Origin of the sequence: Streptomyces sp. NBC_01214, from assembly GCF_026340975.1 — a bacterium.
Classification (GTDB): Bacteria; Actinomycetota; Actinomycetes; order Streptomycetales; family Streptomycetaceae; genus Streptomyces.
In genome coordinates this window covers 703,417-718,352 of record NZ_JAPEOS010000003.1, presented here as the reverse complement: position 1 = coordinate 718,352, position 14,936 = coordinate 703,417, and the positions used below count along the sequence as shown (strand labels likewise).

The window sequence follows — 14,936 nt, the reverse complement described above, 5'->3', positions numbered from 1 at the left end:
AGCAGCGGGCTCAGGTGGGAGCGCAGACGCCCGCGTGCCGGCCGGTGGCAGGGACCGGACGGCGCAGCCCGGTCGCCGGGGTGGCGGTGGCGTCCTAGCGTGGAGGAGTCCGGTCGCACCGCCGCACACACATCACCAGTGGTCGTGCCGCTGGTGGGACGGAGACAGATGGCGCAGTCGTCGTGGCGTGAGTACCGGCCCGGGCATCGGTTCCCGGGGGTGATCGGCCGTACGGCCGAGGAATCGACTCCGGCGTGGCCGCAACCGGTGCGCGCGGTTCCGGGTGCGCCGAACGTGCTGTTCATCGTGTTCGACGACGTCGGGTTCGGACAGTTCGGCTGCTACGGAAGTCCGATCGAGACGCCGCATCTGGACGCGCTGGCCGCGGGCGGGCTGCTGTACAGCAACATGCACACCACCGCGCTGTGCTCGCCGTCGCGCTCCTGCATCATCACGGGCCGCAACCATCACGCGAACGGCATGGCGGCGATCACGGAGCTGGCCACCGGCTACCCGGGTTACGACGGGCAGATCCCGTTCGAGAACGGGTTCCTGTCGGAGATGCTGCTGCAGCACGGCTACAACACGTACATGGTCGGCAAGTGGCACCTGATGCCCTCGGAGCAGGAGTCGGCGGCCGGGCCGTACGACCGGTGGCCGCTGGGGCGGGGCTTCGAGCGGTTCTACGGATTCCTGGGCGGGGACACGAGCCAGTGGTATCCGGAACTCGTGTACGACAACCACCAGGTCGAGCCTCCGGCCACGCCGGAGGAGGGCTACCACCTGACGGAAGACCTGGTGGAACGGGCGATCTCGTTCATCGCCGACGCCAAGCAGGTCGCCCCGGACAAGCCGTTCTTCATGAACCTTTGCCCGGGTGCCGCGCATGCCCCGCACCATGTGCCGAAGGAGTGGGCCGACCGCTACCGGGGGCGCTTCGACGACGGCTGGGAGGCCTACCGCGAGCAGACCTTCGCCCGGCAGAAGCAGCTCGGTGTGGTGCCCGCCGACGCGCAGTTGTCCCCGCACGATCCGGACGTGCCGCCGTGGGAGTCGCTGACGGCGGACGCGCGGCGGGTGGCCGCGCGGATGATGGAGGTCTACGCGGGATTCCTCTCCCACACCGACCACCACCTCGGGCGGCTGGTGGACTTCCTGAAGGAGACCGGCGAGTTCGACAACACGCTGATCATGGTGGTCTCCGACAACGGAGCGAGCGCCGAGGGCGGGGCGACCGGCACCACCAACGAGCTGCAGTTCTTCAACAACGCGCCCGAGACGCTGGAGGAGAGCCTGGCGCGGATCGACGAGATCGGCGGCCCGACCACCTTCAACCACTACCCGTGGGGCTGGACCTCCGCGGGCAACACCCCGTTCCGGCGGTGGAAGCGGGAGACCTACCGCGGCGGCGTCAGCGACCCCTTCCTCCTCCACTGGCCCAGCGGCATCAAGGCCCGGGGCGAGATCCGCGGCCAGTTCGCGCACATCATCGACATGGTCCCCACCGTCCTGGACGTGCTCGGCATCGAGGCACCCGCCACCATCCGCGGTGTCACCCAGTCGCCCCTGCACGGGGTCAGCTTCGCCCACACCTTCGACGACGCCGGCGCCGCGAGCCTTCACCGCACCCAGTACTACGAGATGTTCGGGCACCGGGCGATCGACCACGACGGGTGGCGGGCGGTCTGCCCCTGGCCCGGCCCCTCCTTCGCCGAGGCCGGGCGGCCTTTCGGCGCCCCGATCACCATGGCGGACCTCGACGACCTCGATGCCCATCACTGGGAGCTCTACCGCATCGACGAGGACGTCGCCGAGACCCGGAACCTCGCTCAGGAGAACCGCACCAAACTCATCGAGATGATCTCCCTGTGGTACATGGAGGCCGGCAAGTACAACGTGATGCCGATCGACGGGAGCGCCTTCGAGCGCATGATGCAGGAACGCCCCCAGATCACTCGGACCCGCACCAACTACACCCTCCGCCCCCACACCCAGGTCCTCCCCGCCGCGGTCGCCCCCCGGGTCCTGAACCGCCCGCACAGCGTCACCGCCGACGTCGAGATCCCACCCGACGGCGCGGAAGGCGTCCTCCTCAGCCAGGGCACCAACGCCGGCGGCTGGTCCTTCTACATCAAGGACGGCCACCTCCACTACGCCCACAACTACGTCCAACGGGCCCTGCACCACGTCGCCTCCGCCGAAACCGTGCCCGAAGGGCGCCACGCCCTCCGCTTCGAGTTCGAGCCCACCGGCGCCCCGGACATCGCCCACGGCAAGGGCGCACCCGGCCGGGCCCAGCTGTACATCGACGGCCGCCTCGTCGGCCACACCGAGATGCCGGTCACCACGCCGATCGCCTTCAACCCGGGCGGCATGGCCTGCGGCCACAACCCCGGATCAGCCGTCGCCCCCGACTACCAGGCACCGTTCCGCTTCACCGGCACCCTGCACAGCGTCACCGTCGACCTGTCCGGCGACCTGATCGTCGACGCCGAGAGCGAGATCCGCATGTACATGGCCCGCCAGTAGGCGGGCCGTACCGTGGACCCGCCGGTCGCCGCCGAGTCCATGCATGGCCGGGTTCCAGAGAGCCCGACCGACCGTTCCCTCCCCCGTCAGGGGCAGGCACCGGCGGGTTCATCGTGGACGAGGACGCAAACCATCTGTGCGCCGCGCCGGTGATCCGGGTACTTCGCGAGCAGCTCGGCCTTGAAGTCGTTCCACTGGCGCGTGATCTCGGCGGTGGCGCCGGCCGTCGCGTGGCGGAAGTTGTCACCGGTCTTGGAGCGGGGCGATGCGGCGGTGTCCTTGGTCAGGGCACGGTTGTGGGTGACGCGCCCGTCACAGTCGGCGGGCTTGACACCGGTGGAATCGGTGTCGGTGTAGCAGCCGGTGGCGAGGTCCGCAGGGATACGCTCACGCGCGTCCCGTGTCCAGTCGGCGTCCTTCATGGCGCTGTAGCGACGAATGTCGAGGAACGGTGCGACGTCCGTACGCTCCAAGCCGGGTGGGTTGTCGAGGCCGACCGGGCCGGTCGCGGGCCGGTCGCTCCAGTTGGAATGCGAATAGAAGTCCTCGATCTGGTGCCAGCCGCGGCCGAGCTGTTCGAGAACGGCGCACTTGGCCCGCCCGGGCTTCCCGTCCCACGTGCAGTGCGAAGACAGGTCGCTCTGGTCGGCCCGCACCTTGCCGTCAGCGTCGACGAGGCCGTCGGCGACCTCGACCGCGTTGCGGAAGCGAGTGACGGAGGTACGGATGCACGCGAGGAGCTCGGTGGTTGCCTCGTCCCGGGTGCGGGGGTAATCGGAGGCGTAGCGGGGCGCAAGGTAGTCGGCGTTGTCGCAGTGCAGGGGGCCGACGTCGAAGTACGGAGGGTGGTCGTTGGCGTTGATCGCCCCGGCTTGGGCGTCGGCCATCTCGGTCAGTGTGATGGGCTCCCAGGGCAGTGCGGCCCGGGTGATGTCCTCGTGGTTGCCGCCGGTGAAGGCAAAGGCGGGGCCTGCCGGCGCGGTGGCCAGAACGGCCGTCAGGAGGGCTGCGAGAGCTGTGCAGGACGTTCGGGGCAGGCCGGGCGGCATCGGGCGTCCACGGATCCCGGAGCTCTCCTGGTCGGCACCCGTACGGGAGTCGCTCGACGGGGATCCCGGTCTGACGCTGGCGGAGGCCTTCGAACGCCTCTCCGGCCGCCGCGAGAGCACAACCATGCCTCCATGCTGCGCGTCCGTACCCAGCTCCGCATTCGTGGTCTCTTTCGCGGCCTGCAACGCGGCTCCTGGCCTCCGGATCCGGCCGGGCACATCGGTGACCTTGAAGCCGCGTCCGCGCATCAGGGCGCTCTCCCCACAGCGCGTGATCAGGGGACTACGATCTGACCCGGTCCGGTCCGAATGCCCTCGTCGTGGTGAGCTGCTCATCGACGACGAGTCGGCAGAACACGGACGCGGACGCGATACTTCGAGGCTCAGCCGGCCCCGACCGGCAGTGGGCCGACCCGGGACTCCAGCCAGGTCGGAAGATCCAGCAGCCGGACACCCTCTTGTTCTTCGGGGTCGGTGCGTGCGACCAGGCACACCACGTCCTCTGCTCCGGTATTTACGGGCATGTGGGGCGTGTCTGCCGGGATGTGGATGTAGTCTCCGGCGCGCAGCACGGCATGTTCGGCCAGGTCTTCTCCGTGCCAGACCTCGACCTGCCCGGACTGGATGAAAATGGCCGACTCGTGCCCCTCGTGCAGGTGAGGACGCCCCCGCGTCCCCGCGGGCATCACCAGCCGGTGCAGACACAACCGCTCCGCGCCCGCTGACTGGGCGCTGATCCCCGCCCCGAACGTGCCGCCCTGAATGCCTTCATACGTGGCGGTCCGCACGACCGTGCACTGCTTCTGATCTGCCATGCGGGCAGTACACCAGGCAACCGACGGCGTACGAGCAGTTCCCGCCACCGCCCGTGGCGGCCCGCACCTCGACATCAGGTGCAGGCGAGTCGGCGCCGTTGGAGGCGAAGGGCGGCGCTCACCGGACAGTCGACCTTGACCAGGCGTTCCGCCACCACCTCCGGATCTGGCCCCGAACCGGCAGAACGTCCGCCACCGCTATGTCCAGGCGCAGTGCCTGAAGCGCACCACCATCGTCGCGGCCAGTTCGAACGACCCACTGGGCACCGTCGAGCGAGTGGCCGAGCTGGCCCGGAACTGGGGCGGCCGCCTCGTGGAACTCGGCGCTGTCGGCCACCTCAACCCCGCCTCCGGCCATGGCCCGTGGCCGAGGGCGGAGGAACTCCTCCGCGAGCTCGAACACAGCTGGTCCCCCGGCGCTCTGCCGACTGATTGACGATTCAGGGCTGCTGGTGTTCGGGCGGGCTGTTGCGGCGGATCACCTCGGTGGCCAGCTCTACCCGCGAGGTCAGGCCGAGCTTGCGCAGGATGTTGGAGACGTGGGTGCTGACGGTGCGGCGCGAGATGCACATGCGCGCGGCTGTTTCGGGGTTGGAGTGTCCGGCAGCGACGTGACCGGCGATGATGCGCTCGGTGGAGGTGAGCGCTTCCCATCCCAGGCGCGCGGTGTTGCGGGGGCCGCGGGTGCCGCGGCTCACGGAGACCGCGCGAAGGCGGGCGGTCGCACGTGCCGCGTCCCAGACCGCACCCAGGCCGGCGTAGATCGCCAGGGCTCGCTCGAGGTGGGCGCGGCCGTCGGAGGGTCGGCCGCGTATCGCGTGCAGCTCGGCGGCCTCGGTGAGGGCGTGCGCCTGGTTCAGCGGCCGTGTGGCTTCACGGTAGTGACGGGCCGCTTCCAGCAGCGGATCCTGTGCGATGAGCCCTTCGCACCGGCAGGCGTCCCCCAGATGGTAGGGAGCGCTGCTGTGCGCGGCACGCGAACGCGCCGCGTGCGCGTAGCGCCGTGCTGCCGCCGAGTCGCCCTGGTCCAGCGCGAGTCGGACCAGATCGGGCGTCAGGAAGCTGAGGATCAGTTGACCGGGCAGATGCCCGATCCCGGTGTCGAAGCTGTGTGCCAGGCGGCGGAAGGCGCGCTCGGAGTGCCCTTGCGCCTCATCCAGCAGGGCCTGGGCGCACAACAGGACGTACTCGTAGAACCAAGAGACCGTTCCGCTGTCTTGTGCCGCCGCAGCCCGGCTCATGTGGGTCTCGGCGTCGTCCCGCCGGCCTTGATGGACGGCTATTGCCCCCGCCAGCGCTCTCAACGCCCGGCTCATCGCGAAGTGGACGCCGGGGTCGAGGCCGGCGTCCACCTCTGCGATCGCGTCCTCCCACCGGCCGGCGTGGAACGCCAGCAGCGCACAGGACAGGTGGTACCACGGCAGGAACACGCCCCCGAGGTCCTCGGCGCTCGGGCGGACGCTCGCCAATGTGCGTTCCGCGTCCGGGGTCAGGTCCAGTTCCATGTAGCAGTTGGCCAGCGCGAGCTGCAGCCCGAGCCACTGCGCCGGGTGGATCGTCTCGGGTGTCAGACGCGACGCCTGACGGGCGAGCTCCAGTGCTTCAAGGCCAGGAGCCTCCAGGAAGTGCTTGGCGGCCAGCACGTGCAGGGCATAGGCCAGGGCCGTTGCGTCGCCCAGCTCGGCAGCCGCTCGCCGCGCAGCGGCAGCCACGGCTCCCGCTTCCGGTAGCCGCCCAGGGCGAAGAGGCATACCGATGCAAAAGCTTGGAACCGGACCGCATCGAGTGTCGGCGCGCCCGCTGTTCCGCACGTCATACGGGTTCTCGCACAGCCGAAGCAATCGTGGGCCGGGTTCATGCCCGATCGTGTGGGCCACCAACAAGGGCACGGCCGAGGCGGCCAGCGGACCGAGCCGCAGCACCGTGCGATGGGTGCCGCGCAGCCCGCGGACGAGCACGTCGACCTCGACCACCCGGGGAACCGGGCGAAGCGCCCCGACGATCAGCAGCGGCAGCTGGGCCACCGATTGCACGAGCCGCTGCAGTACCAGCACACTGGCCCGATCGGCCCACTGGAGATCATCGAGGAAGAGCGCTACGGGCCCCTGCGCACAGATCTCCTCCGCCAGAACGCACATGGCCTCCACGGTGAGGATCGCCGTTTCGGGATCGCGTCCGACGAGGCGAGGCCCCATGAATTGCACGGCCGTCTCTCCCGTAGTGATGCCACCTGCCTGCTGAACCAGGCAGCCTCGTGCCGGACCCGATCAGGGGTGCCGCGGTGTCGGGTCCAGAAGAGTCAGCTGCCCGACGAGAGGTCAATTCGGCCAAGGCAGCACCTCTGCGGGTCACACGCGCCGGGCTGCGACGCGTCGAGCTGACTCCACGACAGCAGACAATAGACGCAGCCCCGTTCCGATACGCACCGGGTGGCGCACTTTTGAGCTTCATAAGAGGCTTCGAAGGTCACACGTCAATCCGGGGCGCCTTTCTCCGGCGTCGGCCTGCCACACCCGATCGCCCTGGCCCGAACGCCCGCCGGCCCCGAGTTTTCCTACGTCATGTGACGGATGTATCGGCAGCTGCGCGTTCCTACTTTGGCGGTGCTACGACGGCTCCCTCCTCGCAGGGCCGTCGGATCGAACGAATGGACCCTCACGCAGTGCGGCGAAGTCCCGGGGCCGCTGCTGATCCCCCGGAGGCGGAGGCGCACCGTGCAGGGTGCCACGACGAAGGAGGAAGTGGCAGATGCAGAGCAGCGATGCCGTTCGGGCTCACGCGCCCAGAAGGCGGCGCCCCAGACCCCCGGTACCCGTCGGGGTCCTCGTGTCGACGATCTTCGCACTGGTTGCCGCCCTACTGGGGGCGGGGGCCCAGCAGGCGCAGGCGGCCGGCGAGACGTCCCACCAGTGCCGCTACGCCGGTGACGGCAAGAGCGCCGAGGACTGTGTCTTCATGCTCGCCAAGGACCAGCGGGCAATCGATGTGCCCTGGAGTTCGTCCGATTCCGGGGCGTGGCTGCAGGCCTACGACCGCAACGACGGCTCCAACCAGGTGTTCTCGTTGCAACCGCAGGGTGACGGAAGTTTCCAGATCAAGACGAGTTCCGGGTTGTGTCTGATGCCGGGTTGGTGGGACTCCACGTGGCGGATCCGACCGGTGGAGCAACAGCGGTGCGACGGCTCCCAGAAGTATCAGTACTGGTATTTCGAGCCGGGTCAGTTCAAAGGCTCGGGAACGAAGTTCATGATCCGCAACGTGGTCGACGACCAATGCGTGGACGTGGCGAGCAGCTGGCTCGCCGGCCACGCCGACTACCTGAACATGTGGCCGTGTCACGGCAAGGAGAACCAGTTGTGGGGCTCCCGCTTCGGCGGCGGGAAGGACTTCACCACTGACTGGGCCGCCAAGTACGCGCTGACCAAATGTGATGCCGCCGTCCTGGCGCATTCGGCCTACCCGTACTGCAGTTACAGCCAGACGCAGGCGGCGGTGACCGGCAACGATGCAGGGGTGGCCCTGTGCCTGCAGGCCCAGCACACCGACGCAGCGATCCCGTCGACTACAAGGTCACCAACAGCACCTCCACCATCACGACGGATTCCATCGCCAACGGCACGAAGGAAACCATCACCGTCAAGCTGGGTTCCTCCAGTGATTTCTGGCACGCCGACTTCGCGGTTGAGGCCTCCCAGCTGATCACCCATTCGGTACAGACCGGTACGACCAACACGGAGGAGAAGACCTACCACGCCGTGGTCCCCGCGGCACCTGCACACTCCACAACCTGGGTGAAGGCCTTCCCGGTCAGCAAGACCTACACCGGCCGGTTCGTCTTCGCCAAGGGCAGTTGGGACGAGTGGACCTACTCCACCGACGCCGAGATCACCGTCACCTACCCCGCCGGGTCGGGGGCCACCATGATGTACGACTCGGGTGTCGCTGAGGACAAGCTCGACGAGAACGGCCGATGGGTACGGCAGCCCGCCTGCATCAGTGACGGACCGACCCGGAGCATGACCACACCGGATCAGCCGGCGCCGGCTCCCGTCCAGCCGCCGCAAAGGCCGTCCACGGCCAGCAGCTTCCGCTCTGGCTTCGAGTCGAGCGACCCGGTACCGGCCTGGACCCACGCAGTCGACACGGCCGGTGGAGGCCTCCACAACGTGGACGGCCCTCAGGCAGGCATCCGCAGCGATGGAATCGCCCACACCGGCACCGGCGCACTGCTGTACTCCGGATCCACCCGGACCGGCTCAGGCCATGCCGACGCCTACATGAAGATCTACGACCTGAGCAGCAGCCCGCTGGCCATCGGTACCGCATGGCCTGACAGAAAGGCCCTCAGCTACTGGATCTACCCGCAGAGCCACGTCACCGCCACCGCGGTCGCCGACGGGTCGAGAAACAGCGCATGCGTCGCCGTGGACCTGGTGTTCACCGACGGCAGCACCCTGCGTGACAGCTGGTCATGGGACCAAAGGGGCCACCGGGCAACCCCCGTCGAACAGTGCACGGCCCTCACCCTCGACACCTGGAACTACGTCACGGTCAGCCTCGACGAAAAAGCGGGCAAGCAGATCAGCCGGATCTTGGTCGGCTACGACCAGCAGGACCCGGGCTCCGGCAGCTACCGCGGCTACATAGACGACATCGCGATCAGCTGAGACGACAGTCCGCGGAGCCGCACTCGCCGAGTGCGGCTCTGTGCACGACCGGTGCGTGCGACCGGATCCTGTCAATGATGGGGCCCGTTGAATCCAGATCCTCATCACTGCCTCCCCGGCCAAATCCGGTGCACCGCAGGAATGGTCATGCCGATCAGGTTTCGTGTGGAGCGTTCGCGGCGAAGTACTTCGACCATGGGCTTATCACCGGTTGCCGGTCATCCTGCTGTCGCTGTCTTCCGAGAGCCCCGAGGCGGGCGGCCCGTCCCGGCGTTGGGCCCACGGGTCGATGCTGAGGCGAAACGGACCGCGCGCGTGCTGGCCGCGGTGTCGACCCATGCCGGACCTGTCGAGCGGACCCTCGCGCTACGGCAGGCCACCACGACTGCCGGTGAGTTGGTGGCCGCGCTGTCGGCGCTGGCTCCGGCCGCGGCCGGTGAGGAACTGCCGGCGGAGTCGACCAGTCAGTCCTACTTCCGGGTCCGCGAGGGAGAGCTGTCAGATCAGCAGGCCGCCCTGCACGGTGTCCTGGTCATCCACCGCGGTCTGGAAGACCTGTGTGACGCTCCGCTGTCAGGCTCCGACCTGGCGCTGGAGATGACCGGGATGCGGCAGTCGGTACTCGATCTCACCGGCGCAGCGCCAGGCGCAGACCATGACTCCGTCCCGCCGGTGGCCGTCCCCGAGGCCGGTGCGGAATCGTCGTTGGAACCTGTGTGGAGTGCGCGGTGGCTCATTGGTCACCAGGTCCACGTCCTGTTCAACGTGTGCGCTGCGGTCGCCGTGGCCGACGCCACCCGCCATCTGCGGCTCGGCGACGACGATGCCGCGCTGCTGCGGCTGGCCGACGCAACGGTGTACGTGCGCGGATTCCCGGCGGCCATGACCCACGCGAGTACGGTCCCGGCCGACTACTACATGGCGGCGATACGCCACACCATGGCGCCGCCGTCGGTGGACATCCCGTTGAGCGGGCGCCAACATCGCGGATACAAGCTGTTCCGGACGGCGATGAAGGACCTGCTGTCCGTGGTTCCCGACTCCTACGAGCAGTTGGCAGCTCGCGCCCCGGAGCTGGCCGAGGCACGGGGCGCGCTCCTGGAAGCCGACATCGTGGACGGTGAACGGCACGTCACCCTCGCGTACTCGATGGTACATCTGCGTCGTTCCATCGCTCAGAAACCCGAAGGCCCCGACAACGCCGTCGCCGAACTACGGCTCATGCGCCATCGCCGCGCAGCCCGGTACGCCTCGCTGATCCGCTTCGGGGACCACTACATCGCCGACGCCGTGGCCGGCCTGCGCCACTCGTGAGTCCGCCGCCCACACCTCCGGCAGGAGACATCGAGAAGGGAAGGACCCTGATGCCCGAGACGACGCCCGGCACCACCCGAAGCTCTGCCGTCGCAGCCGACTGGGCACTTGACCCGGCCGATGCCGGCGCGTGCGAGCAAGTGGCACGCACCCTGTGCACCCGCGGGCACGACCAGGTCGACAGCCCCGAGTGGGTGGCCCGGGCCAGGGACGCCTGGGAGGAGCTTCCGCTGCGGCTGCGCCTCGAGGTGCGCCGGTTTCGAAGGCATTCCGGCCCGCACGGCACCGTGGTGATCGGCGGCCTGCCCGTCGATCAGGCGGTCCTGCCCGCGACACCGTCCGTACCCGGCTCGGTCCAGCGCCAGGCCACCGTCTCGGCCGCGGTGCTCACCATGGTGGCCTGCGGGCTCGGAGAACCCCTCGCCTACCGGGCGGAGAAATCCGGCGCCCTCGTACAGGACGTCGTGCCCGTGCCCGGGCAGGAGAGCTTCCACGGCAACGCCGGATCGGTGCCGCTGTCCTTCCACACCGAGAACGGCTTCCACCCCCACCCGCCCGACTACGTGGTCTTCCTGTGCCTGCGTGGCGACCACGACCAGATCGCCGGCATGCGCGTCACCGGCATCCGCCAAGCGCTGCCGCTCCTCACCCCGGCCGGCCGCGAAGCCCTGTTCGCCCCGGAGTTCATCACCTCACCACCCCCCTCCTTCGGCCCCGACCCTGCCGCGACCGGGTTCGATGTCCAGCCTCGACCGGTGCTGTCGGGAGCGGTCGAGGATCCCGACATAAGGATGGCTCAACTCGTCACCACCCCGCTCACCGCTCGGGCCGCCGCGGCGCTGACCGAATTCGGCCGCGCCTGCGAGACGACCGCCCGCACCCTGCGACTGACACCCGGCGACCTGGTCGTCATCGACAACCGCGTCACCGTCCACGGCCGCACCGCCTTCCACCCCCGCTACGACGGAGCAGACCGCTGGCTGCAACGCACGTACGTCACCACCGACCTGCGCCGCTCCCGCGACCACCGCCCCCAGGACGGCCACGTACTCGCCCGCTGACCAGCCACATCGTCACCGTCGCCGTGCCGCCCCGGTCGGGAACCGTCCGCTGACTTCGAGGTTGGCCGTCGGCGGGATCACGTCGTACCGCAGCGCTAGGGCGCACGCGGCGATCTCCAGTGAGCCGATGGCCCCCAGCGAGTGGCCCGCCATGGACTTGATGGAGCTGCTGGGCACGTGGCGGGCGGCGGCGCCTAGGGAGACCTTGAGCGCAGCGGTCTCGCGAGACGCACCCCCTCAGTAGGCGTACGTCGTGTTGCCGCCCAAGGATCGGCACGGTCTGGTTGGTGTTGCCGCCGTTGCCGAGCTGTCCGAAGGAGTTGTGGCCCCAGGACTTGACGGTGCTGTCGGTACGGGCGAGTACGAAGGAGTTGGCCGAAGAGGTGCCGCCGGCCGACATCTCGTCCACGACGCCCCGGCGGATGAACTCCTTCGCCGCCTCCCGGGCACACAGGAACTGGCCGGTGAGATTGACGTCCAGCACCTTCTGCCACTGCGCGACGGTCATCTCGGTGACGGCGGCGTCCCGCTGCAGCCCGGCGTTGGCCACCATGATGTCGATCGTGCCGAACTCCTCGACCATCCGGTCGACCATCGCGACGACCTGGTCCTCCTGGGAGACGTCCCGCTCGTGCGCGTAGGCCCGCACGCCGAAGGATTCGATCTCCTTCACCACCTCCTCGGCCGCCTCCGGGCCGAAGACGTAGTTCACGACCACGTCGGCGCCCGCCCGGCCCAGCCCGATCGCGGTGGCCTTGCCGATGCCGGAGTTCGCCCCGGTCACCAGCGCCTTCTGGCCCCGGAGAATCGCCGGCACCGGCCGTCGCTCCTCGTCCACAGCTGAGCTCACCGATCTCTCCCGTCGCTGGCCGTAAGCAGGCACCGGGGGACAACACTCCCCGGCGTCGACCTGCGCGAGGGCGGGCGGCTCGCCCGGGTCGGCCATGCAGGGCAGCGGTGTCCCTCGAACGACGCAACGAGGCCGGCTGGTTCACTCGGACGGCGGCGGGGGCGGCTCGACCACGAGAAGGCGCTCCGACTGTGTGCGGACCGGCCCCTCTGCGACCGCGCCCGCAGGACCCGTTACCGGAACCCGTCGCGGTCGTGGAGGCCGGCGCCACCGCTTCCCGGTCGGCCGCCTCCTCGGGCGACCGGGAGGGAGCGCGCGCCGTCCCGGACGGCGGTGGGACCCGGATCAGCGCCGGTCCCGGCGGTCCTCCCGGCGGTCCTCACGGTCCTCCCGGCGGTCCTCACGGTCGTCCCGGCGGTCCTCGCGCCGGTCACTGCGGCGACCGATCCCGTGGGCGACGACCGCTGCCGTGCCCACGACGGCCGCTGTGCGAGCGACGGGGGCGCCGATGACCCCACGTCGTCCTCTGCGCATGGGTCCGAGGGGCATCTCATTCTCCTTCTTGGTCGGCTTCGATCGAGGCCAGGATGGCCTGGATCGGAATACGTCCGTTGGCGATCAGCTGGCCTCCCGAGCGGCGTGCGGCGGAGGCGAAGGGCCCCGCCCACACGTTCTCCCAGACCAGCACCCCGGCCGTCGTGCCGGGCTCCATGGCGGCGGCCAGGTTGACGACGTCCTCTTCAGCGAGCAGGCCGGCCAGCTGCGCCTCTGCGGCGCGCAGTTCGCCGGCGTTCTCGAGGCCATCGACCTCGAGTACGTCGATCTCGCCATCTGGCCCCTTGGTCAGGATGATCAGGTCCAGGACCCGGATGATCCCCGAGGTGACCAGCTTGTCGAGCTCGGCGGCCATCTCGCCGGTGAAGTGCGAGGTGGCCGGCGGGAACTCGACGACGAGGTAGTCGACCGGCCCCAGTTCGTCGGTGTCAGGCGATGTCATATCTACCCTTCCGTTCTCTCGATGAGCACCTGTTCGATGTCGAGTGCCCTCTTCGGTGGCTGGTGATTCCGAGACCTCACGTTCGGACATGCCGGCCTGTTCACCCGGTCCAGCGCAGAGCGCCGACATGATGACGATGTTGACGGCGATGGAGATGGTGGCCCCGAACGTTGGAAGGGCGGCCAGAGGAAGCCGACGTTCGTGGCCAGCCCCGCGAGCGTGATTCCGTGCTATTGATACGACGCGCCACCGGCGAGGGCGATGAGGATGCCCTGAGTGCCCGTCCGCCTGCCAGCCTCGCACGGTGGCTGACGGCCCGCATCCTGGCCGAAGTCCCTGCATGAAGGTGACGAGATGCCGTCTGCTTCGACCGTGAGATACCGGCGCGGACCTGCACGCGTTCCTGATTGCCGCGGGCGGGATCGCCAAGCACTGGGACGTCGCCCGCCTTCCGGCCCGAAGCCGCCCCCGCCGGTCGGCCAGGTGTCGAAGGGCCCGCCGGACCGGTCAGCAACGCCTGGCGGCTCGGCGAGTACAGCCCGGTGGTATGGAAGCGGGTGCAACGCAGGCCGCGTGCGGCCAGACGTGCGAGAACGGGGGTCTCGCCACTTCGTTGGTGTGGACGAGGGCCTGCTCGGGCCGAAGCAGGTTCGCGCGCCCCTCTCGGCCGAGGGGCCGGCAGCTCAGCCGTGGACCGCGGCGGAGGCGATCCGTAGATCCAGTCGGCGGGCCGCCCGCCGAAGCACCCCGGCCAGCAACGGGTTGGCGGCTCTCCACACCGGCCGGACCGGCTGCCGCACATCCAGCGCGATGGTCCAGTGCAGCGTCGTGCCGCCGTACGGCGAGGGGGCCAGCCGCCACTTCTCCATCATCGCCCGCACGCCGGGCACCCCGGCCTCCTCCACGCGATAGGCAAAGCACCGCGCCGGGTCCCAGACCAGTACCGTCTCCAGGGCCCGCACGCCGCCGACCAGCCGGAGCCGGCGGGCCGTTCCCACGCCGTACGGAGGGCCCCCCACGTACGCCGCGGAGGCGAACCCCGGGAACCAGCGGGGCCAGCTGTCGGGCCTCGTTGCGAGCTCCCTGAAAACCGCGTCCGGTGGCGCCTCCAGCTGTGCGGCGAAGGACAACCGCAGCGGCGCACGGTCCAGGAACTCCAGCGCCTCGGATCGCAGATGCCAAACCACTTCGCTGCCTTCCGTTCCGCGGACGGCGGCCTGCGAGCCACCTCGGACCACTGGTTCCACGGTATTCCACGAATGAGGGAACACGCGGGGGCGGTGTAGCCCCGACTAAAGGGGCTGAGGCCACGCACAATCCCTTGTGCGCGGCTGGCGTGCCGGGTGTCCGGGCACGCCATCTCACCTCACGTAGAGAAACCGAACCTGCCCCTAAGTCGTCGTCGACCAGGCCGGCGGGAACCTCGCACCGACCGCGCCCCGCCCGGCCCGCCTCGGTCGCGCCGACGGCGCGGGAGCGATCGGGTGAACCGCTCGGCGGGGTTTGGGGCCGGCCGAGTGACCGTCACGCCGACGCCGAACGGCAGCGGTGCGCACGCCAGGTACGCAGCGATGCCACGTGGTATCACGTCGGGCAGACGCCGGTGAATCACCACGTTCCCGACGGACATCGATGCCGAGGAGTTGATTCGCAG

Annotated in this window: 11 protein-coding genes and 2 pseudogenes; 5 read left to right on the top strand and 8 right to left on the bottom strand. The window is 69.4% G+C overall.

Annotated elements, in window-relative coordinates; genetic code table 11:
- The first annotated feature begins 294 nt into the window (after window positions 1-294).
- Entirely contained in the window at window positions 295-2,529 is a 2,235-nt protein-coding gene (locus OG594_RS39560) for an arylsulfatase (protein WP_266607213.1), read from the top strand.
- An 86-nt stretch (window positions 2,530-2,615) separates the two neighbouring features.
- Here the strand turns inward: OG594_RS39560 and OG594_RS39555 are convergent, their stop codons facing one another.
- On the bottom strand, window positions 2,616-3,704 hold the full coding sequence (locus tag OG594_RS39555; protein ID WP_266607212.1) for a hypothetical protein: 1,089 nt from the start codon (window positions 3,702-3,704) through the stop codon (window positions 2,616-2,618).
- A gap of 257 nt (window positions 3,705-3,961) precedes the next feature.
- Window positions 3,962-4,393, bottom strand: a complete 432-nt coding sequence (locus tag OG594_RS39550) for a cupin domain-containing protein (RefSeq protein ID WP_266607211.1) — start codon at window positions 4,391-4,393, stop codon at window positions 3,962-3,964.
- Between the two features lie 166 nt (window positions 4,394-4,559).
- On the opposite strand from OG594_RS39550, the gene OG594_RS39545 reads away from it, so the two are divergent.
- Window positions 4,560-4,829 (top strand): alpha/beta hydrolase, encoded by a 270-nt coding sequence (locus OG594_RS39545; protein WP_266608799.1) that lies wholly within the window; start codon window positions 4,560-4,562, stop codon window positions 4,827-4,829.
- A 4-nt stretch (window positions 4,830-4,833) separates the two neighbouring features.
- Here OG594_RS39545 and OG594_RS39540 read toward each other — a convergent pair whose 3' ends face one another.
- Window positions 4,834-6,588 (bottom strand): LuxR family transcriptional regulator, encoded by a 1,755-nt coding sequence (locus OG594_RS39540; RefSeq protein WP_266608797.1) that lies wholly within the window; start codon window positions 6,586-6,588, stop codon window positions 4,834-4,836.
- A gap of 631 nt (window positions 6,589-7,219) precedes the next feature.
- Here OG594_RS39540 and OG594_RS39535 point away from each other — a divergent pair.
- The 3 genes from OG594_RS39535 (at window position 7,220) to OG594_RS39525 (ending at window position 11,435) form a co-directional block, all read left to right on the top strand.
- Window positions 7,220-8,092 (top strand): RICIN domain-containing protein, encoded by an 873-nt coding sequence (locus OG594_RS39535; protein WP_266607210.1) that lies wholly within the window; start codon window positions 7,220-7,222, stop codon window positions 8,090-8,092.
- 1,283 nt (window positions 8,093-9,375) lie between these two features.
- Window positions 9,376-10,374: a hypothetical protein gene (locus OG594_RS39530; RefSeq protein WP_266607209.1), complete on the top strand. Its 999-nt coding sequence runs from the start codon at window positions 9,376-9,378 to the stop codon at window positions 10,372-10,374.
- 50 nt (window positions 10,375-10,424) lie between these two features.
- Complete coding sequence (locus tag OG594_RS39525) at window positions 10,425-11,435, top strand: TauD/TfdA family dioxygenase (RefSeq protein ID WP_266607208.1); 1,011 nt, start codon at window positions 10,425-10,427, stop codon at window positions 11,433-11,435.
- 57 nt (window positions 11,436-11,492) lie between these two features.
- Here the strand turns inward: OG594_RS39525 and OG594_RS39520 are convergent.
- From OG594_RS39520 to OG594_RS39500, 5 genes and pseudogenes are all read right to left on the bottom strand, one after another.
- Window positions 11,493-11,657: pseudogene (locus OG594_RS39520) on the bottom strand (beta-ACP synthase); the annotation flags it as partial.
- 172 nt (window positions 11,658-11,829) lie between these two features.
- Window positions 11,830-12,243 (bottom strand): annotated as a pseudogene (locus OG594_RS39515) (SDR family NAD(P)-dependent oxidoreductase); the annotation flags it as partial.
- 387 nt (window positions 12,244-12,630) lie between these two features.
- On the bottom strand, window positions 12,631-12,834 hold the full coding sequence (locus OG594_RS39510; protein ID WP_266607207.1) for a hypothetical protein: 204 nt from the start codon (window positions 12,832-12,834) through the stop codon (window positions 12,631-12,633).
- A gap of 1 nt (window position 12,835) precedes the next feature.
- A complete protein-coding gene (locus OG594_RS39505) occupies window positions 12,836-13,282 on the bottom strand; it encodes a DUF6325 family protein (RefSeq protein WP_266607206.1) in 447 nt (148 codons plus the stop codon).
- 683 nt (window positions 13,283-13,965) lie between these two features.
- A complete protein-coding gene (locus OG594_RS39500) occupies window positions 13,966-14,469 on the bottom strand; it encodes an SRPBCC family protein (protein ID WP_266607205.1) in 504 nt (167 codons plus the stop codon).
- Window positions 14,470-14,936 lie beyond the last annotated feature (467 nt).

Bases quoted from the DNA above. Each gene is read 5' to 3' on its own strand.
- OG594_RS39555 (WP_266607212.1), bottom strand. From the start codon at position 3,704: ATGGTTGTGCTCTCGCGGCGGCCGGAGAGGCGTTCGAAGGCCTCCGCC.
- OG594_RS39540 (WP_266608797.1), bottom strand. From the start codon at position 6,588: ATGGGGCCTCGCCTCGTCGGACGCGATCCCGAAACGGCGATCCTCACC.
- OG594_RS39550 (WP_266607211.1), bottom strand. From the start codon at position 4,393: ATGGCAGATCAGAAGCAGTGCACGGTCGTGCGGACCGCCACGTATGAA.
- OG594_RS39525 (WP_266607208.1), top strand. From the start codon at position 10,425: ATGCCCGAGACGACGCCCGGCACCACCCGAAGCTCTGCCGTCGCAGCC.
- OG594_RS39505 (WP_266607206.1), bottom strand. From the start codon at position 13,282: ATGACATCGCCTGACACCGACGAACTGGGGCCGGTCGACTACCTCGTC.
- OG594_RS39510 (WP_266607207.1), bottom strand. From the start codon at position 12,834: ATGCCCCTCGGACCCATGCGCAGAGGACGACGTGGGGTCATCGGCGCC.